Source organism: Pseudofrankia inefficax (assembly GCF_000166135.1).
Classification (GTDB): Bacteria; Actinomycetota; Actinomycetes; order Frankiales; family Frankiaceae; genus Pseudofrankia; species Pseudofrankia inefficax.
This window is the reverse complement of record NC_014666.1, coordinates 6,070,585-6,090,140: the sequence shown is the minus strand read 5'-3', so window position 1 is coordinate 6,090,140 and position 19,556 is coordinate 6,070,585. Positions and strand designations below refer to the sequence as shown.

Below are 19,556 nucleotides of genomic sequence, written 5' to 3'. Positions count from 1 at the left end.
ACTCACATCGTGGATCGGTGCCGGCGCGACCGAACCGGACCTGGCCGAAGTACGTCAATATCGGCATGATCGGGCGAAGCTGGGCCGGCCGGGCGCTCGCGGCCGGGATCGTGACGACACTGGCGCTGGTGACTGCCTGCCACGAGGGTGAGGCCACGAATCCGCTGGTCGAGCGGTATTACCAGGGCTGGCCGGCCGGTGCGGGCCTGTCGGGACCGGCCGGTGCGAGCCCGGCCGGTGCCGGCCCGGTGGCGCTTCTCCGGCCGAACCACCGGCTGGAGCTCGCGCTGTCGGGCAGCAGCTCCTGTCCGAGCCTTCCGGTCGCGCTGACGGTCGTCGACCGGCACGCGGTCGAGGTCCGGGCCGCCCCGCTCGCGCCCACCTCCCGGTCCGGGCCCACCCGGTCCGAGGCGTTGGTGGTGTGCACCGACGACAACGTGCCGACGACGAGTGTGCTCAGACTGCCCTCGGCCGTGGACACCACGCGGCCGGTGCTGGTCACCGTCCACGTCGACCCAGGCGGCGCGGCCGAGATCGTCACCGCCTATCCGGCGGCCGGCCTGATCTCGCCCGGCCCCGCCCGGCCCGGCACAGGCCCGACCGGCCTGGCCCAGACCGGCGGCCCGACCGGCCTGGCCACGAGGCCGGACAACCTGCAGGTCGGCGGGCAGGTACTCCCCGCGGACGCGGTGTCGTCCCGGGCCGCGATCCGGGCGGCCTTCGACCGCGCGCTGACCGGCACCGACCCGGCGGGTACGACCAGCGCCCCCGGCGGCGCCGGGTTCGGGCCGACGGACCGGGCCGGCTGGGCGCTCGCCGCGGTCGAGGACGGCCCCGCGATGCGTCGCCCACTGGCCGAGCTGATCAGGCGCTTCCCGGCCGCGGCGCGCTCGTCCCGGATCGTCGTCGGCGAGATCGACTTCGTGGACGTCAATCACGCCACGGTGCGGTACACCCTCAGCTTCACCGGCGCCGGAAGCGGCGCCCCGCGGACCGGCACGGCGGTACGGGTCGGAGCGGGAACCGCGGCGGACCCGGACTGGAAGGTCGGCCGGGACACCTACTGCGCTGTCCTCTCGCTCGCCAATGTCGCCTGCCCCCCGGCCTGACCGCCCGCGCGGCCGGCGACGGCGCGAGACGCCGAGAGATGTCGAGCGACGGTGAGGTGACGCGCGATGGCGGCGCGGAAGGCATCTTTGCCGGACCGCCCGCCGGTCGCGCAGGGTGCGGTTCGGTCGTACCCCTGGCCATCCGGGATGATCGGTGCCCTCCCCGGAAATTATTGCCAGGGATATCGCCTGCGACGGGTTCGGTGAGGAGTAAGTCGCTCGTGGCGTAGCTGATAGATAATCGGCGCACAAGGGAAGCGATCTGCCCGCAGGTGTCTGCGCGGAGCCAATCGGTTGAAGTGCGATTGCCCGGCCGGGCCGCCGCTGAACCGTCTCGTGCATCGCGACCCACAACTTGGCTTTCACTGCCGCGCGTGTGTGTAGGCGCTGGTAGGGCGCGGTGTGACTGGGGGTGGTGAATTTCAAGGGTGCCAGTTTAAATGCCCTCCCAGTTTGGCCGGAGGGTGCAATGGAGTTGTGTCCCCGACGTTCGTGAAGGCTGTACGCTGGCATTTTAGTGCCTCTTGCGGGGAGCCGTCTGCGCACTATTATGGGCGCATGTTCGATACGGGCTTCGACGACCAGGCGCGCATTGACCGTCCTGCGCGGGCTGACAACCCGACGCGGGCCGGCGGCCCTACCGTGTTGTTGAACGCTCGACCGCTGGACCGGCTTCCGTTGAACACGCAGCCGTCCAACGCTCGTTTGTCGGACGCTTCGCCATTGGCCCAGTCCTCGTTGAAGACTCCATCGGCCAGGACCCGCCAGGCGGTCGGGCCTCGGCCTTTGGTTGGATCTCGGCCGCCGGCCGTGACTCCGCCGGTCGAGTCTCGGTCTCTGGTTGGGCCTCGGCCGGCGAGGACTCCGCCGGTCGGACCTCCGCCGGCCAGGACTTCAACGGTCAGGACTCGGCCGTCGGTCGGGACTCCGCTGCTCGGGGCTCGGGCCTTGCTTGGGAATCGGGCCTTGCTCGGAAACCGATCGTCGGGCCTATCCCCGTCGGGGCGACAGCCGCTGAAGGCGGCGACAGCGGACACGCCCCCACCTCGGTGGTCGGGGTTGGGCGCAGCGTCGCAGCCGGGATCGGACGGCCTGCTTGGAATGGTGGATGCGTCGATCGATGCTGCGCTGGCCAGGCTGGCGGTGTCCGATCCGGCAGACACGTTGGCGTTGGTATCCGAGATCGCGCGTACGACGGCGCGGCTGCAGGGGTTGATGATCCATGCTCAGGTTCACCTGGCCCGGCTGCGCCCGCCCTCGGCTGGTGACTGGGCCGATCCCTCGGCCGAACCGTATTCGGAGTTCGCAGCCGATGAGCTTGCCGCCGAGCTGGGCCAGTCGCCGCGGGCGCAGTCCGAACGGCTCGCGACGGCCTGGGACACCGCGCATCATCTTCCCGGGAGCCTGGCGGCATTGACCGCCGGGACGCTGGACTACCCGCGGCTGGCCGCGCTGCAGCAGCTCACGATGGGTCTGTCCGACGCGCAGCGATCCCTCGTCGAGGACACGATGCTCGCCGGCAACCGGTTGAAGTCCACCCCACAGTGGCGGCGCAAGATCCGTCGACTCGTCGCGAAGATCGCCCCTGAAGCACTGACTCGACGTCGCGCCGAGGCGCATGCCCGGCGGGGAGTCAGTATCGAGCCGTTGGACGACGGTATGGCCCTGTTGCAGGCGACTCTTGCCGCGGAGGACGCTCGCGCCGTGTTCGACCGCATCGACAGCCTCGCTCGGGCGAGCCGCACTCAGACCGGGCCGACGGGGGTCGGCGGCGAGGCCGAGGAGAACCGGCCACTGGATGCTCGCCGCGCCGACGTCCTCGCCGCGCTGCTGCTGGGTAACCGTCGTGAGTACGTGACCGTCGAGCTGCAGGTCATCGCACCCGTCGGCACCCTGGCGGGTCTGGATGACAACCCGGCTGAGCTCGTCGGTTATGGGCCTATTCCCGCGAACGTCGGGCGCGCGCTCGCCTCGGACGCCCAGTGGCGGAGGGTTCTCACGGATCCGGAGTCGGGCACGGTCCTGGACCTCGGACACCGCCGAGTACCCACCCCGGCGCTGGCCCGTCTCGTCCGCCATCGGCAGGGGCGATGTGTGTTTCCGGGGTGCGGGATGCCGGCGACTCAGGCAGATCTCGATCACACCGTGGCCCACGCGGCGGGAGGCCGCACGGCCCTCGACAATCTGGGCTTGCTGTGCCGTCACCATCACCGGGCGAAGCACGTCGCTGGCGGTTGGCGGCTCGATCAGCCCTCGCCCGGATCCTTCCGCTGGACCAGCCCCTCCGGCCGCACCTACGTCGCCGACACCACCACGAACGACGAAGAAGCTGTGCTGCCCTGGGAACAGCATCGCCCGAAGGACATCCACGCCGAAGATCCCCCGGCGAGTCCGGCGAGTCCGGGCCGCGCGCCGTCCGTCGGATCGCGAACCGCCAGACCGCGAAGGCCCGAGCCCTTCTGTCCGAGCCGCCAGCCAACCGCCGGACCACGAGCGACCGAGCCCTGCCCCTTTTGACCCCGCGACCCGGCCCGCCAGGGAACGCGCCGGACCGGCAACGCCTATCTCGAGGCCCTCGTCCACTACTTGCAACACAACCGTCAGCCCGCCGCCAGCCTCGGCTGGGGGCACTGGGGCCGGCGACGGTATCGCCGCGCCGCACATTGAGGCCCGCGCGCCAGAAGATCGACGATCGAGCCCTTGGTAGGGCGTCCTCGCGCCTTTCGCATGCGCCATATGACGGCTCGAACCCGGCCGGGGGGGGGCGGCCGGCCATGATGGATCGCCTGGGTCTGGCCGGCGGCGTTCGCGGTGGTCGGCGGGAAAATGGGGTGCGGTGATCGGAGGCGGCTGGCAGGCTCCCTGAGCATGGGCGAACCTTTCGGCGGGTGGGCGCCCGCCGAGTACGGCGACCGCATCGCCGACGTGTATGACCACTGGTACGAGGGTCTGGATGAGGCACTGCCCGCCGCCGTCGAGCTACTCGCCAAGACGGCCAAGGGCGGGCAGGCGCTGGAGCTGGGAATAGGCACGGGCCGCGTCGCCCTGCCGCTTGCCGCGGCCGGGGTCAAGGTGGCTGGCGTCGACGCGTCCGAGCGCATGGTCGCGCGCCTGTGGGCCAAGCCGGGTGGCGCGGATATCCCGGTGACGTTCGGGGATTTCGGCGATCCGGCCGTGCTCGCCGAGGCGGCGGGCACGTCGGGCGACGTCAGCCTTGTCTACGTCGTGTTCAACACGCTGTTCGCGCTGCCGACCCAGGCCGAGCAGGTACGGGTGTTCGCGGCAGCCTCCGAGGTGCTCGCGCCCGGCGCGGCCTTCGTGGTCCAGGCGTTCGTGCCCGACCAGAGCCTTTTCGCCCGAGGCACCCGGTTCAGCACGGACAGGATCGAGGGCGACGAGTCCCGCCTCACCGCGGCGGTCCATGACCGCAACGCCCAGACGGTCCGCGCCAACCACGTCGTCCTGAGCCCCCGCGGGATCGAGACGTACCCGGTCAACCTGCGCTACGCCTTCCCCGCCGAGCTCGATCTGATGGCCGCCCTCGCCGGCCTGACGCTGGAGGCCCGCTTTGGCACCTGGTCCGGCGAGCCCTTCACCAACACCAGCGGCAGCCACATCTCCCTGTGGCGCAAGCTCGCCTGACCTTAAATACGGGCGCCCTTTTCCTGGTTGCAGCGGCGGCACAGGAGCTGGAGGTTGTTGATGCTGGTGGCGCCGCCGAGGCTGTGCGGAATGACGTGGTCGAACTCGAGGTACTCGGTCGCGCGGCACTGAGTGCAGGCGCCGCCGTCGCGCTGCCAGACGGCGGCTTTCACAGCGGCCGGGATTGCGCGGGAGTCGCGCTGCCCCGGCGCCACGACCAGCCGCTTCGCGACTCGCAGCGTGCCCGCGAGGACTGCTGCGGCGTACTCCGAGTCGGACAGCAGGTAGGTGCCTCCCACGCGGCTTGACGTCGAGACGTCCACGCCGCGGCGGTGTGGCGTGACTGCGCATTTCGGTCATCTGGTGACTCGTCCGGGCGAACGTTGTCCATCGTGACGGTTGCGGCTCAGGCGCCCGGTCGCTCGCCATACGGTCATCCGGCACCCGCGGCCGGCGGGTCCTGCGACAGGCTGGGGGAGCGCGGTGTTCGGGTTCGAGCTGCAGACGAACGGCAACAACTTCGTCGACGGAGTGCGCCCGCGTGAGGTCGCCTGGAAGTCGGACGACGGTCTGGTCACCCTGGAAGGTGACGAGACCTATGAGGACCCCCGGTGGGCGGAACTGGAGTTCGTCACGGCGCCCTGCAAGGACCTGAACACGGCACGCCAAGCGGCGGCGACAGCCCAGATCCTGGCCACGGCGCTCGCCAGGGAGGCCCGCGGAAACGCGGGCGTCGTGAGGTTCAGGGATACGCAGACATTCGAGAAAGGCACCTGGGTAAAAACGGGGTCAATGGTCGTCAAGAATCTCGACTTCGCGGCCAAGCCGCAGGTCACGGTAGGCGTCGCGCTGCCGGCGATGCGCCGCTTCCTGACCACCGCGTTGGCGAATACCGGCGCGCTGGTGACCGTGGAAACGCTGACGTCGCTGCGCCAAATGGCCGCGCTTCGGTTCAAGGAGCACAGCATCAGTCCGGAGGTGGCCGGCAGCCCGGAGATGGACGGATTCCTCGCCGCCTGCCACTACTTTCTCCTCAAGTCTTTCGTCTACGACATTCCGTACTATGCCGTCGACGAGGAGGGGCGCCCGGGGCTGCCCCGCGACCACGACCTGTGGCGGGTCTTCGAGTGGGACAGCCCGTACCTCGCCTCGCTGAAATACAAGGGGAGCGCTCCCCTGAAGACGGGCCGCGGAGACATCTGCCGGGTCGCGGTCAACCGGGACGCGCCCAAGTCCCTGTACGAGATTCTCCACCGCACGGACTTCTACGCGATGTTCCGGCTCATCCCGGAACGGCTGCGGGCGGGGATCACTAAGGACGTGCTGCGTGACGTGCTGTGGCCCGACCTGAGCTGGAGCCGGAACTTCATCCTGATGGTCGTTCCCTACCGTGCGGACCCACTCGAGGACCGGCTTCAGCCGGTACCCGTCAGCCGGAAGGGCACCGGCTGGAAGGACGGCGTGCGCGACACCAGCACGAAGGTCGACCACTGGCATCTGACTGATGGCGGCCCCTTGTACCAGGACTGGTGCGCCAGCGTCCTTGACGGGCGCCAGGCAGCCGACAAGGGAGCGGCTCTCCCCAAGGACCTCGCGTCGCCGCCACCGGGAATCCGAGGCCGGGAACGCGCACATCTGGACGAGTTCCCCACGAGCGCCGAGGACAAGTCGACGTACTACGGCATGGGCGCCTTCCCCGCCGACAAGGGAGGGCTCGCCGTGTACGAGCACCGCGCGTTCGCCAGCGACACGTGTATCAAGCACACGCAGACCGGCGAGCTGGTGCCGTCGGCCAACTGGGTCACGCTCGTCGAGGCCTTCCACAAGACCTACCAGCCGGCGTGAGCGGCTAAAGGGCCGCCTGCTGTGTCGAGCGGTCGGTGCCGTCGGTGCCGTAGGCGGCGAGCAGGGCGTCGGCGGCGAGGCTCGGGGTGAGGGTGCCGTCGCGGACCTGGCGCTCCAGGTCGGGGGCGAGCGCGCGGACCGATGCGTGCGTGTGCAGGTCGGTGAGCAGCCGGTCGTGCACCATCGCCCAGGTCCAGTCGACCTGCTGGCGGCGGCGGCGGGCGGCGAGGAGGCCGGCGGCGTCGAGCATGTCCTGGTGGGCGACGACCTGCTCCCAGACCCCGGCCAGGCCGGTCTTCTCGATCGCCGAGCAGGTCAGCACGGGGGCGCGCCAGCCGTCGTCGGGGGCGCGCAGCATCCGCAGCGCGCCGGCGAGCTCCCGGGCGGCCCGCTGCGCGTCGATCAGGTGCGGCCCGTCGGCCTTGTTCACGGTGATCACATCGGCGATCTCCAGGACGCCCTTCTTGATGCCCTGGAGCTGGTCGCCGGTGCGGGCGAGGGTCAGGAACAGGAAGGTGTCGACCATGTCGGCGACCGTCGTCTCCGACTGGCCGACGCCGACGGTCTCGACCAGCACGACGTCGTAGCCGGCGGCCTCCATGATGACGATCGCCTCGCGGGTGGCCTTGGCGACGCCGCCGAGGGTGCCGGCGGTCGGCGACGGCCGGATGAAGGCGTTCGGGTCGATCGCGAGGTCGGCCATCCGGGTCTTGTCGCCGAGGATGCTGCCGCCGGTGCGGGTCGACGAGGGGTCGACGGCGAGCACCGCGACGCGGTGGCCCTGACCGGTCAGCATCGTGCCGAGCGCGTCGATGAACGTCGACTTGCCGACGCCGGGGACACCCGTGATGCCGACCCGCCGGGCCTTCCCCGTGTGCGGCAACAGCTTCACCAGCAGGGCCTGGGCCGCGGCCCGGTGGTCGGCCCGGCTGGACTCGACCAGCGTGATCGCCCGCGCGACCATGGTCCTGTTGTTCGCCAGCACCCCTTCGGCGTAGGCGTCGACGTCGACGGGACGGCGGGCTGGCACCTGGGAGCCAGCTTCGGGCTGGCCAGGTTCGGGCCGTGGCACGCGGGCGAGAACCTCCGTCACCGGTAGATCACCAAGTCAGGCCGGGTCGGCGGCCAGGCCTACGCGGCCGGGCCGAGGTCGTGGCCGAGCTGGTCGGCGAGGATGCCGAGCACCTCGATCGCCGACTGGGCCACGGACGTCCCCGGCGTGAAGATCGCGACGGCGCCGGCGGCGCGCAGCGCGTCGTAGTCCTGCGGCGGGATCACGCCGCCGCAGGTCACCAGGATGTCCGCCCGGTCGAGCTTCGCGAGCTCCGCGCGCAGCTCCGGCACCAGCGTCAGGTGGCCGGCGGCCAGCGACGAGACGCCGACGACCTGCACGTCCGCCTCGACGGCCTGCCGGGCCACCTCGGCCGGGGTCTGGAACAGCGCGCCCACGTCGACGTCGAAGCCGAGGTCGGCGAAGCCGGAGGCGACGACCTTCTGGCCGCGGTCGTGCCCGTCCTGGCCCATCTTGGCGATCAGGATGCGCGGGCGGCGGCCCTCGGCCTCCGCGAACGCGGTGGCCAGCCGGCGCGCCTCGCCGATCTCCGGGGAGGGGCCGGCCTCGTCGCGGTACACGCCAGAGATCGTACGAATCTGGGCCGAGTGCCGCCCGTAGACCTTCTCCAGGGCGTCCGAGATCTCACCGACGGTCGCCTTCGCCCTGGCCGCGTCGACGGCGAGCTTGAGCAGGTTGCCGTCGAGGCCGGCGGCGCGGGTGCCGGCCTGCGCCTCGTCGGCGGCCCGGGTCAGCGCGGCCAGCGCCGCGTCGACCGCGTGCGGGTCGCGGTCCTCGCGCAGCTGGCGCAGCTTGGCCAGCTGCTCGGCGCGCACGGCGGTGTTGTCGACCTTGAGGACGTCGATGTCCTCCTTGCCGGCCAGCCGGTACTTGTTGACGCCGATCAGGGGCTGGCGACCCGAGTCGATGCGGGCCTGGGTGCGGGCCGCCACCTCCTCGATCCGCAGCTTCGGGATGCCGGCGTCGATGGCCGAGGCCATGCCGCCGCGCTCCTCGACCTCGGCGATGTGGCCCCAGGCCTTCTTCGCCAGGTCGTGGGTGAGCCGCTCGAGGTAGTAGGAGCCGCCCCACGGGTCGATCACCCGGGTGGTGCCGGACTCCTGCTGCAGGAACAGCTGGGTGTTGCGGGCGATCCGGGCCGAGAAGTCGGTCGGCAGCGCCAGCGCCTCGTCGAGGGCGTTGGTGTGCAGCGACTGGGTGTGGCCCTGGGTCGCGGCCATCGCCTCGACGCAGGTGCGGGCGACGTTGTTGAAGACGTCCTGGGCGGTCAGCGACCAGCCGGAGGTCTGCGAGTGGGTCCGCAGCGACAGCGACTTCTCGCTCTGGGGCTCGAACTGCTTCACCAGCCGCGCCCAGAGCAGGCGCGCGGCCCGCATCTTGGCGACCTCCATGAAGAAGTTCATCCCGATCGCCCAGAAGAACGACAGCCGCGGCGCGAACGCGTCGATGCCGAGGCCCGCGTCCAGGCCGGCCCGGATGTACTCGACGCCGTCGGCCAGCGTGTAGGCGAGCTCCAGGTCCGCGCTGGCTCCGGCCTCCTGCATGTGGTAGCCGGAGATCGAGATCGAGTTGAACTTCGGCATCCGCTGCGAGGTGAACGAGAAGATGTCCGAGATGACCTGCATCGACGGCTTCGGCGGGTAGATGTAGGTGTTGCGGACCATGAACTCTTTGAGGATGTCGTTCTGGATCGTCCCGGCGAGCTGCTCCGGGGCGACGCCCTGCTCCTCGGCCGCCACGATGTAGAGCGCCAGGATCGGCAGCACGGCGCCGTTCATCGTCATCGAGACGCTCATCCGGTCCAGCGGGATGCCGTCGAACAGCTGGCGCATGTCGTAGATCGAGTCGATCGCGACGCCCGCCATGCCGACGTCGCCGGTCACCCGCGGATGGTCGGAGTCGTAGCCGCGGTGCGTCGGCAGGTCGAACGCGACCGACAGTCCCTTCTGCCCGGCGGCCAGGTTGCGCCGGTAGAAGGCGTTCGAGTCGGCCGCGGTGGAGAAGCCGGCGTACTGGCGGATCGTCCACGGCTGGGTGACGTACATGGGCGCGTACGGCCCGCGCAGGAACGGCGCGATCCCCGGGTAGGTGCCCAGGAAGTCAAGCCCGGCGGTGTCGGCCGCGGTGTAGAGCGGCTTGACCTCGACGCCCTCGGGCGTGTCCCAGCTGAGCTCGTCGACATCCTTGCCGACCGACGCCTTGACCGCGGCCCGCCAGTCCTCGACGCCGACCGGCGCCGCCGCGCCGCCGCCGAGCGGGACCTCGGAGAAGTCCGGGATCAGGTTGCTGGGCATCAGGCGACCTCGGCCTTCGTGAGCGCGGTGCGAAGGACGTCGACGGCATCGCCGCCGGTGGCTACGTAACCGTCGATGCCGGCGGCCGCGTCGGAGTCGGCCCGGTCACCCGGCTTGCCGGCGAGCCAGACGTGCGTCGCGCCGGCCGCCTTGAGCGCGGCGGCGACGGGCGCGGCGCTCGCCGCGTAGATCTTGTCCGACGAGCACAGGCAGGCGATCTTCGCCCCGGACGCCGTGAAGGCGGCGGCGATCGCGGCCGGGTCGTCGCCGGGGCCGGCGGCGGGGGTCTCCAGCCCGCCGGCCTGGAAGAGGTTCGCCGCGAACGTGGCCCGCGGCGTGAACGTCGCCAGCGGCCCGATCGTCGCGAGGAAGGCCACCGGCCGGGCACCGGTCGCGGCCAGGTGGGCGTCCGACCTGGCCCGCAGCGCCTCGTAGTCGTCGTCGTAGTGCCGGACGGGCAGCCCGCCGGGCGCGGCCGCCCGCGCCGGGGCCGGGGACCGCTCCGGCAGCGTCTCGGCGACGTTGGGGAACTCGCTGATGCCGGTCAGCGGGGCCCGGCGCAGCGCCAGGTCCTCCCGGCGCCGCGCCCAGGTCGCGTCGATCCGCTCGGCGACCAGCCCGCTCGCGAGCGCCGCCGCCATCCCGCCGGCCCGCTCGATCTCGGTGAAGAACGCCCACGCGGCCTCGGCCAGCTCCGCGGTCAGCGACTCGACGAACCACGAGCCCCCCGCCGGGTCGATCACCCGGGCGAGGCTCGACTCGTCATGCAGCAGCGCCTGGATGTTGCGGGCCAGCCGGCGCGAGGTGCCGTCCGGCAGCCCGAGCCGGTCGTCGAACGGCAGCACGGTGACGGCGTCCGCGCCGCCCACACTGGCCGCGAAGGCGGCGATCGTGGTGCGCAGCAGGTTCACGTACGGGTCGCGGCGCGTCATCATCGCCGACGAGGTGACCGCGTGCTGGTGCTGCGCCCGGTCGGCGCCGGCCGCGCCGCAGACCTCGGCGACCCGGGCCCACAGCAGCCGGGCGGCGCGCAGCTTGGCGATCGTGGCGAACTGGTCGGCGGTGGCCGCGTACCGGAACTCCAGCTGCGCGAGCGCCCCGGCGACGTCGAGCGCGCCCGCCTCCTCGCCGGCCGCCCGGGACGACCCGGTCAGCGCGCGCAGGTAGGCGACGCCGGTCGCGAGCGAGGCACCCAGCTCCTGCGCGTCGCTGCCGCCCGCGTCGTGGTACGGCGTCGCGTCGACGACGAAGGTCCGGACGCCCGCGTAGTCGGCCGCGACACGCTGGGCCAGCCGGGACGCCTCGTCCAGGTGTGCCGTGAGCTTGTCGCCGCCGAGCCCGGTGCGGGCGGCGAAGCCGAGCGGGTCGGCGCCGAGCGTCGCCCGCACCGCCGAGGGCGCCACCCCGCGCACTCCGGCGAGCGCGAGCAGCACGTCCGCGGCGGCGGTCGTCGTCACCGCGTCGCCACCGGTGTCCAGCACGACGGGTGCCAGGTCGAGGTAGACCTCGCGCAGCACGTCCGGCAGCGCCTCGGCGGAGAGCACCTCGCCGGAGTCGGCCGACGGGGCGGCCAGCCGCAGCCAGATCGACGTGGCCCCGCCCTCGAGGTCGTCGAGAATCGCCTCGGCCGTCACCTTCGCGTCCGGGTGGGTGTGCAGCGCCCGGACATCCCAGCCCTCGACGTTCGCGCCCTCGGCCCGCCGGCCACGGACGAACGGAGCGTGACCGGGCAGACCGGCCTCGACGGGGGGCGTGTCCTCCGCCGTGTAGAGCGGGTGGATCGCGAAGCCGTCGTAGCTCGCGGTCGAGAGGAGGGCCTCGGCGTCGGCCGGGAGAGCCTGCTCACCTGCGGTTCCGGACTTGCGCAGGACGCCGAGCACCAGCTTCTGCCAGGCCTCGCGCGTCGCCGGCGGGAACAGGGAGGCGAGCTCCAGATCGGCCGAGGGAACGGTCATGACCGGATCGTAGAGGCCCCCGCGCCGAGGAGCCTTCAATGTACTGTCAGTCACAATCGCTTGCGGGTTCGCGATCGCGGCGGAGATCACAGGGCGAGGCGGTCAGGCCGTCGCCGCCGACCAGGTGATCTGCGGGGGACGGACCGACGCGCAGGTCGGGTGGCCCTTGGCGTCCGTCAGGCCGAGGCGTCCGACGAGCACGCCGGACTGGACCGCGGCCGTGAGTACGTCGTCCGGGACGGCGTTCAGCCACAGCTTGGCCCGGCGGAACATCGTGAAGCCGCCGCCCACCGGGTCGGCGGCGACCCAGTTGAGGTAGATGAACCGTTCGCCCGGCCGGCCCTGGACGTACCGGCCCTTCAGGTCGACGGCGCCGGGCGTCACCGTGGCCGTGCACTCCAGCGTCCAGACCGCGGTGGCGGCGTCTGCCGCGACCGGGTCGAGCAACTCGGCCGGCCGCTCGCGCCGCTGCACGGCGACGTGGATGTTCTCGTAGTCCGCCGACCCGGCCGGCCCGGCGCAGCGCCGCCCCGGCAGGTCGGTTCCCTCCACCCGAATCAGCACCGTCCCATCATCCGCCCGGCCGGCCCGGCCCGGGCTGGTCCGCCTGGCGCAGCGCCAGGGTGGCGGCGTGGTGGCCGGACATGCCATGGGCGCCCGCGCCGGGTGGGGTCGCGGCGGAGCACAGGTAGACGCCGGGCAGCGGGGTCGCCCAGGGGCGGCGGGACAGGACCGGGCGGGCGAGCAGCTGGCGCAGGTCGGCGCTGCCGCCGCCGATGTCGCCGCCGACCTCGTTGGCGTTGTGCGCCTCCAGCGCGGCCGGGCCCATGACGTGCCGGGCGAGGACGCGGTCCCGGAAACCGGGGGCGAACCGCTCGACCTGGTCCTCGATCGCGCCGGTCAGGTCGACGGTCGAACCGAGCGGGACGTGGCAGTAGGCCCAGCCGGTGTGCTTCCCGGCCGGCGCCCTGGTCGGGTCGGCGACCGTGGCCTGGACGAACAGCACGAACGGCCGGTCGGGATGGCGGCCCCGGGCCACCGCGCGTTCGGCCGCGGTGACCTCGGCGAGGGTGCCGCCGAGGTGGACGGTGCCGGCCGCGCCGACGGCCGGGTCCCGCCAGGGCACCGGGCCGTCGAGCGCCCAGTCGACCTTGAAGACGCCCGGCCCGTACCGGTAGCGGGACAGCGCGGCCCGGTAGCCGGCCGGCAGCGCGTCGCCGGCGATCCGCAGTACCTGCTTGGGCGTGAGATCGAGGAGCACGGCCCGCGCCGGCGGCAGGTCGGCGAGGCGCGTGACCGGGTGGTCGGTGACGAGCTCGCCGCCCAGCGCGCGCAGCCGGGCGACGAGCGCGTCCGCGACCGTCGCCGAGCCGCCGACCGCCACCGGCCAGCCCACCTGGTGCGCGAGCACGCCGAGCAGCAGGCCGTACCCGGCGGTGATCGGCCGGCCCAGGTCGAGCATCGAATGCGCGGCCAGCCCACCGAACAGTGCCCTTGCTCGATCACCGCGCAGCGCTGCCCTGGCCAGCCAGGTCGCGGGCCAGGCCCCGGCGGCGCCGTACCCGGCGAGCGCCAGCGGAGCGGCCGGCGGGAGGTCGAGCAGCGACAGCACCCCGTCCGCGAGCCGCGGGCCGGCGGCGACGAGCGGCCCGAACAGCCGCCGCCAGCCAGTGCCGCCCAGACCGGCGGCCGTCGTGGCGAGGTCGCGGCGCAGCAGGGCCGCCGGGCCCGCGTCCAACGGATGGGCGAGCGGAACCGCCGGGTGCGCCCAGCGCACCCCGTCGGCCTCGCCATACCCGCGCAGCGCGGGTGAGGCGAGGGCGAGGGGCAGCACGGTGGCGCAGACGTCGTGCCGGAAGCCCGGCAACGTCAGCTCCTCGGTCCGCAGGCCGCCGCCCGGCCGGCCCGCCGCCTCCACGAGCAGCACCCGCCAGCCGGCCTCGGCGAGCGTCACCGCCGCGACCAGCCCATTGGGCCCGGCCCCGACGACGACAGCGTCGAGCCCGTCCGGGCGGCCCCGCTCCGCGCCGCGCTGGACCACCCGGTCGGTCACCTCTTCCGGCGCGCTCAGGGCCCGGTCAGGCCGGGACTGGTCCGACCCCCTGTGTCAGGCCGTTCGCGTCGTTGGTTGTGCTGTGGGGTCAGGCGGGTACTGGTCCGACCCCCTGTGTCAGACCGTTCACCTTGTCGACGTTCTCCTTGACGGTGGCGTCGTCGCGGGGGACGTAGTGCGAGACCTGCGCGATCGACTGCTCGTTCTCCAGGAAGAACTTCATGTAGGCCGCCGTCGCCGGGTCGCGCAGCGCGTCGGTCCGCACGTAGACGTACAGCGGCTTGCACAGCGGCGTGTAGACCCCGGTGCCGGCGGTGATCGCGTTCGGGGGCTCACAGCCCGAACCGCCGTTGACGAGCACGCCGCGCAGCTGGGCGCCCAGCGTCTCGAACGTCGGGAAGTCCAGGAAGCCGATCGCGTCCCGGTCGGACAGCACGGTGGAGGCTACGCCGCCAAGGTCCTTCACGGTGTAGTCCCGGGACTTCGTGCTGTCGCCGTTGATGCTGGAGTTGAAGACCTCGGCCTGGACGCTGTTCTTCGCCGGGCCGACGAAGTTGATCGGCTCGTCCGGGTACGACTTGTTGATCTGGTTCCACCTGGTGATCGTCGAGCCGGGGGCCCAGATCGACTTCAGCTGCGACAGGTTGAGGCAGCCCAGCCAGGTGTTCGCCGGGTTCACGATGATCGGCAGGGTGTGGTGGGCGATCTCGAACCCGACCACCTTGTCCTTGCAGCTCGGGTCGGGAGCGAACTTCGGGTCCAGCTCGAACGAGGCGCCGGCGATCGCGGCCTCCCCGGAGCAGAGCTTGGTGAACGCCGTGTTGGTGTCGGTGACGGTCGAGTCGAAGGCGACGGTGACGTTCGGCTGGCTCGACGCCAGCTCCTGGGACGCCTTCTCCAGGATCGGGGCCACCTCGTCGGAGTTCGCGACCCGGACCACATTGCGTGGGGGCGTGACCGCCGTCGCGGTGGTGGGCGCCGCGACCGTCGCGGGCGCGACCGTCGGCGCCGTTGTCGACCCGGCCACGGTCGCGTCCCCGCCGCCGCCCTGCGTGAGCACGACGCCGAGCGTCGCGCCGCCGGCGATGAAGACCACGGCCGCGACCAGCGCGGCGATCCCGCCCGCGGACCGCAGCGCGCCGAGGCCGCCGCGCCGCGCCTTGCGGCCGCCGCCGCCCCGGCTGCCTGCGCCCCCGGCGTTACTGCCGCCGGGGCTGGCCGGCGGGCCAGCCGGCGCGGCCGGGTTCCACGCCGCGAGCCCGGTCGCCTGGGTGGCACCGGCCGTCGCGCCGGCCGTCGCCCCGGCGGCGGCCGGGAACGACTCGTAGGCCGCGGTGATCAGAGCGGTCGACTCCGCGTCGTCCGGTGCGCTCGCGGCGGCGATCGGTACCGTCGCCCCCGCGCCGGCGAGCGAGCCCGACGGTGGCAGCGACACCCCGGGGAATGAGGAGAGCTCCGGTGGCTCGCTCGCGAAACCGCCGCCGAGCATCGCGGTCTCGCCGCCGGCCGGCGGCTCGGCCTGCTCGGCGAGGCCGATGGCGAGCAGCGCCGCGCCGATCGCCAGGTCCTCCGCCGGCGGCTCCTCGAACCGGCGCACGCCGGGCAGCGCGGCCCGCACCAGCCGGCCGACCAGCGGCATCCGCGCGAGACCGCCGTACAGCAGCACCGACGACAGCCCGTCGGGGGTCGTCGGAACCGAGCGGACCGTCCTGGCCAGCACCCGGACGCTGTCCTCGACGGCCGGCGTGACCAGCCGTTCGAGGTCCTCGCGGCGCAGCGTCACCCAGGCGAACGCGCCGGGCAGCGTGACCGGGACCGACGCCTCGTCGTCGGCCGCCAGCGTCTCCTTGGCCGCGACGACCTCGGCGCGCAGCCGGCCGAGCGCCGCGGCCGTGGCCGGCTCGGTCCGGTCCAGCAGGGCGACGTCCACCCCGCTGGCGGCCAGCACGTGCTCCAGCAGCAGGTCGTCGATCTCGACGCCGGCCATCCCGGCCGGCGTGCCGACGACCTCGGCTCCGTAGTCGGAGACGGACAGCACGGCCGCCTCGCACGCGCCGGCCCCGAAGTCGTAGACCGCGATCAGGTCCGCGTTGCGGCCGGGAGTCCGGGCCGCGGCACGCCGGGCCAGCACGGCGCCGAGCGCGTCGGCCGCCGGCACCGCCCGCACCGGGACGTCCACGTCCAGGCGTTCCAGCGCCTCGGTGAACAGCTCGCGGCGCCGCGAGGTCCAGCTCGTCGGGAAGGTCAGGACGACCTGGTCCGGCGCCTCGCCACGGGTCTCGGTGACGGTCGCGAGCACGCGGTCGAGGAACCGGGTGACCAGGCCCTCCGGCGTGTACGCCGACCCGCCGACCATGATCGGAGCAGGGTCGCCGACCCTGCGCAGGAACCCGTGCGCCGCCCGCGACGGCTCGGCGAGCGCTCGGCGCGCCGCGGCCCGGCCGAACACCACCGGAGCGCCCGCCGGGAAGTAAAGGACCGTCGGAATCGACGGACCGCCGGCGACCGTCAGAATCTGTGGCCAGTCACCCGCCGCCACGGCGACCGTGGTGTTCGCCGTTCCGATGTCGATTCCGAGTTGGTAGCCCATCGCTGTGTCACCTGTGCCCTTTTGCTGTCACACGGGCGCGACGCGGCCGGCCCGACTTCTCGATCACCGAACTACCGTCGCACCAAGCCTGGTGTGGGACGCGCCGCCCCGGTAACGGTGAAACCGTCGAACCGGGGCGGGCGGGAGTGCCATCTGGAATGCCTTATCGCCCGGCGCAGGGGTCGGAATACGCGAGGTCGGCGATGAGGGACTTCCATTCCGTTTCGCCGATCCTGTTCGCCGGATTCGCGCACGCGACCGTCGCCAGCCGGGCCGGGTCGGTCGAGATGAGCGACGCGGCACCGGAGGAGCCTCCGGCCGGGGCGGTCAGCAACATCTTCCCGGCGCCGCCCACGGCCAGGTCGAGGCCGGTGCTGCCCCGGCCCAGCGAGAACGACTCCGCGGGGTTCGCCGCGGCGACGCTCCAGCCGAGCAGGCTGCCGCTCGCGTCACTGCTGACGACCAGGTTCGCGTCGAGCGCCGCGACGTTCACCACCGGCGAGCCGCCCTGGGTGACCTCGCCGAGCTGCCGGGGGGCGTCCAGGTCCGTGATGTTCCACAGCCGGACCGTCTTGTCGCTTCCCCCGGTGACGATCCGCTTGCTGCCCGGCAGGAACGCGACCGCCGTGACCTGGCCGAGGTGCCCGACCGCGGAGCCTCGCTCGACCGGGTTCCGGCGGTCGCTCAGGTCCCACAGGGACACCGTGCCGTCGACGCCGGCGACGGCCAGTGTGCGGCCGTCCGGGCTGAGCGCGATGTCGGTGATGATCCCGGGGGTCACCTTCAGCCCCAGCCAGCCTGGCTTCGCCGGGTTGTTCAGGTCCCACAGCTCGATGATCCGGTCCTGGCCCGCGGTGACCAGCAGCCGCCCGTCACCGGAGAGGGCCAGCTGCAGCGGTTGGGTCGCCTGCGGCTTCACGTCGGAGATCGCCCTGGGCGCGCGCGGGTCGGCGAGCGTCCACGCGTGCCCGATGCCGCCACCGGTCAGCAGGTCGCCGGTCGGCAGGAACACCGGGGCCGTGGGAGCGCTGGCGTCCCCGGTGGCGATGTCGGCGAGCAGGGCCGGCGTCGCGGCGGCGAGGTTCCACAGCCGGACCCGTCCGGCCGCGTCGGTGGCCGCGCCGAGGCGGCCGTCGGATGTCAGGGCGACACCGGTGTAGGCGACGGGCGAGCCCGGCAGGTCGACCTTGGAGCTGGCGGCGAAGGACGCGACCATGGCGCTGGCCGCGGCCTGCGTCGGTGAGATCCGGTACGCGGCGAGGCTGAGCCGGGCCGCGCGGGCCGGGTCCGTCGGCCGGGCCGTGTCGGCGGCCTTCGCGAGGGTGTCGGACAGCTGGGCGGCCCGGGCCGGGGACACCGACGACGAGCCGCCGCTGCCGCCGGACCCGTGGGTGAGCGCCAGCGGGAGACCCACCGCGGCGGCGAGCAGCACCAGCCCAGCGGCGACCAGCACGACGGTGCGACGACCGCGTCCGGACCCCGTCGGCCGGGCCTCCTCGGCTGGCCTGGCGGGCGGGGCGACCTGCGCCGTCACCGCCGCGGCCGCCCGCTCGCCCGCGGGCCGCGCCTGCGGGCGAGGCGGCGCGGCCGGCGCCGGCGAGACGGGCACGGGGGACGGAGTAGTGGCCGGCGGCGGAGCCGAGGGGTGCGGTGCCGGCGTCGACGGCGCGGGGGAGCGAGGCGGTGTGGACGTCGTCGACCGAGGCGCGAGCGACGGCGGCCGAGGCCCGGCGGACCGGGCGATCGGGCCGGCCGGCGCGCCGGGGGCGACGGACGGCGCCGGGACCGGCCGCGGCACCGGAGAGACCGGGGCGGCCGGACCGACGGAGGTCGGCGGAGCCGAGATCGGCGACGGCGGGGCACCCGTCGTCGCCGGAGCCGGGGTGAGCAGGCTGGTGGCGGCCCCGGACACCGGCGCGCCGGACACGGCCTCGTCGCCGTCCTGGTGGCGACCGCGGCCGAACAGGTGGCCGCGCCGGCGGCGGGCGCCGTCCTTGCCGTCGGTGGAGGTCGCCTCCTGCGCCGTGGGCCCTGAGGCGGCCAGCCGGGCCGCGGGCAGCGCGGCGCCGCTCATCAGGGAGATCCGCAGCTCCTCGGCCGTCGGGCGCTCCGCCGGGTTCTTGCGCAGCGCGGCGTCGACCAGCGGCGCGAGCTCGTCGGGGACGCCGTCGATGTTGGCGGGCTCGTAGAGGATGCGGAAGAGCAGCGCCTCGATGCGGCCCTCGCCGAACGGCTGGCGGCCGGTGGCGGCGAAGACGGTGATGGCGCCCCACGCGAACACGTCGGCGGCCGACGTGACGGGCGAGTCCATGATCTGCTCGGGCGCCATGTACCCCGGCGTGCCGATGGCGTGCTTGGCGGTCCGGGAGAACTCGCCGGAACCCGCGAAGTCGCGGGCCAGCCCGAAGTCGATCACCTTCGGGCCGACCGGGGACAGCAGGACGTTGGCCGGGGTCAGGTCCCGGTGCACGATCCCGGCGGCGTGGATCGCGGAGAGGGCGGTCGCGACCGAGAGCGCCATCTGCTCCAGGTCGGCCGGGCGCAGCGGGCCACGGCGGCCGACCATCTTCGACAGGGTCGGGCCCTCGACGTACTCGGTCACCAGATACGGCCACGGGCCGTCCGGGTCGGCGTCGAGCACCGCGGCGGTCGTGAACCGCCTGACTCGGCGGGCGCTTTCAGCCTCCCGCCGGAACCGGGCCCGGAACTCCGGGCGCTCGGCGAGCTCCGGCTTGATTACCTTGATCGCGACGGCGTCGCCGTCGGGGCTGTGACCAAGGAAGACGGTTCCCATCCCGCCCTGGCCGAGCCGCCCGGTGATCACGTACTTGCCCAGCTTGCGTGGATCCGCCGCGTTCAGCGGGGCCGGGGCATTGCCGGATACCGGGGGTGGTGTCGATCCCGCCACCGGTCCCTCCCCCTCGTGACGAGTTACAGCTTTTCGATTGTCGATCCTGACACGGGAGACCGCGTCCGCAAGTAAAGACTTTGCCTAT

At 73.1% G+C, this 19,556-nt stretch carries 12 protein-coding genes and 1 pseudogene; 5 read left to right on the top strand and 8 right to left on the bottom strand.

Annotation, left to right across the window (positions count from 1 at the left end):
• The first annotated feature begins 17 nt into the window (after positions 1–17).
• The 4 genes and pseudogenes from FRAEUI1C_RS36660 to FRAEUI1C_RS24555 all read left to right on the top strand — a co-directional run bounded on the left by FRAEUI1C_RS36660 (position 18) and on the right by FRAEUI1C_RS24555 (position 4,751).
• Positions 18–1,109, top strand: coding sequence for a hypothetical protein (locus FRAEUI1C_RS36660; protein WP_013426056.1), 1,092 nt, complete (start codon positions 18–20; stop codon positions 1,107–1,109).
• A 1,101-nt stretch (positions 1,110–2,210) separates the two neighbouring features.
• Positions 2,211–3,626: an HNH endonuclease signature motif containing protein gene (locus tag FRAEUI1C_RS24560; RefSeq protein WP_013426055.1), complete on the top strand. Its 1,416-nt coding sequence runs from the start codon at positions 2,211–2,213 to the stop codon at positions 3,624–3,626.
• A gap of 63 nt (positions 3,627–3,689) precedes the next feature.
• A pseudogene (locus tag FRAEUI1C_RS41985) lies at positions 3,690–3,776 on the top strand (hypothetical protein); the annotation flags it as partial.
• Between the two features lie 201 nt (positions 3,777–3,977).
• Positions 3,978–4,751, top strand: a complete 774-nt coding sequence (locus tag FRAEUI1C_RS24555; protein WP_013426054.1) for a class I SAM-dependent DNA methyltransferase — start codon at positions 3,978–3,980, stop codon at positions 4,749–4,751.
• A gap of 2 nt (positions 4,752–4,753) precedes the next feature.
• Here the strand turns inward: FRAEUI1C_RS24555 and FRAEUI1C_RS24550 are convergent, their stop codons facing one another.
• Complete coding sequence (locus FRAEUI1C_RS24550; RefSeq protein ID WP_497006512.1) at positions 4,754–5,074, bottom strand: HNH endonuclease; 321 nt, start codon at positions 5,072–5,074, stop codon at positions 4,754–4,756.
• A 160-nt stretch (positions 5,075–5,234) separates the two neighbouring features.
• Here FRAEUI1C_RS24550 and FRAEUI1C_RS24545 point away from each other — a divergent pair, with 160 nt between their 5' ends.
• Complete coding sequence (locus tag FRAEUI1C_RS24545) at positions 5,235–6,596, top strand: hypothetical protein (RefSeq protein WP_013426053.1); 1,362 nt, start codon at positions 5,235–5,237, stop codon at positions 6,594–6,596.
• 4 nt (positions 6,597–6,600) lie between these two features.
• On the opposite strand, the gene meaB is transcribed toward FRAEUI1C_RS24545, so the two are convergent.
• The 7 genes from meaB to FRAEUI1C_RS24510 form a co-directional block, all read right to left on the bottom strand.
• On the bottom strand, positions 6,601–7,560 hold the full coding sequence (gene meaB, locus FRAEUI1C_RS24540; protein WP_232425546.1) for a methylmalonyl Co-A mutase-associated GTPase MeaB: 960 nt from the start codon (positions 7,558–7,560) through the stop codon (positions 6,601–6,603).
• Between the two features lie 167 nt (positions 7,561–7,727).
• On the bottom strand, positions 7,728–9,962 hold the full coding sequence (scpA, locus tag FRAEUI1C_RS24535; RefSeq protein ID WP_013426051.1) for a methylmalonyl-CoA mutase: 2,235 nt from the start codon (positions 9,960–9,962) through the stop codon (positions 7,728–7,730).
• Positions 9,962–11,917 carry a methylmalonyl-CoA mutase subunit beta gene (locus FRAEUI1C_RS24530; protein WP_013426050.1) on the bottom strand — a complete coding sequence of 652 codons (1,956 nt, stop codon included), beginning with the start codon at positions 11,915–11,917 and terminating at the stop codon, positions 9,962–9,964. Before FRAEUI1C_RS24530 ends, scpA begins: the two co-directional genes overlap by 1 nt.
• 102 nt (positions 11,918–12,019) lie before the next feature.
• Entirely contained in the window at positions 12,020–12,481 is a 462-nt protein-coding gene (locus FRAEUI1C_RS24525) for a DUF5990 family protein (protein WP_013426049.1), read from the bottom strand.
• Between the two features lie 7 nt (positions 12,482–12,488).
• A complete protein-coding gene (locus FRAEUI1C_RS24520) occupies positions 12,489–13,970 on the bottom strand; it encodes a phytoene desaturase family protein (RefSeq protein WP_232425112.1) in 1,482 nt (493 codons plus the stop codon).
• 88 nt (positions 13,971–14,058) lie between these two features.
• Positions 14,059–16,560: an Hsp70 family protein gene (locus tag FRAEUI1C_RS24515; protein WP_013426047.1), complete on the bottom strand. Its 2,502-nt coding sequence runs from the start codon at positions 16,558–16,560 to the stop codon at positions 14,059–14,061.
• A 163-nt stretch (positions 16,561–16,723) separates the two neighbouring features.
• Positions 16,724–19,468, bottom strand: a complete 2,745-nt coding sequence (locus FRAEUI1C_RS24510; protein WP_013426046.1) for a WD40 repeat domain-containing serine/threonine protein kinase — start codon at positions 19,466–19,468, stop codon at positions 16,724–16,726.
• Positions 19,469–19,556 lie beyond the last annotated feature (88 nt).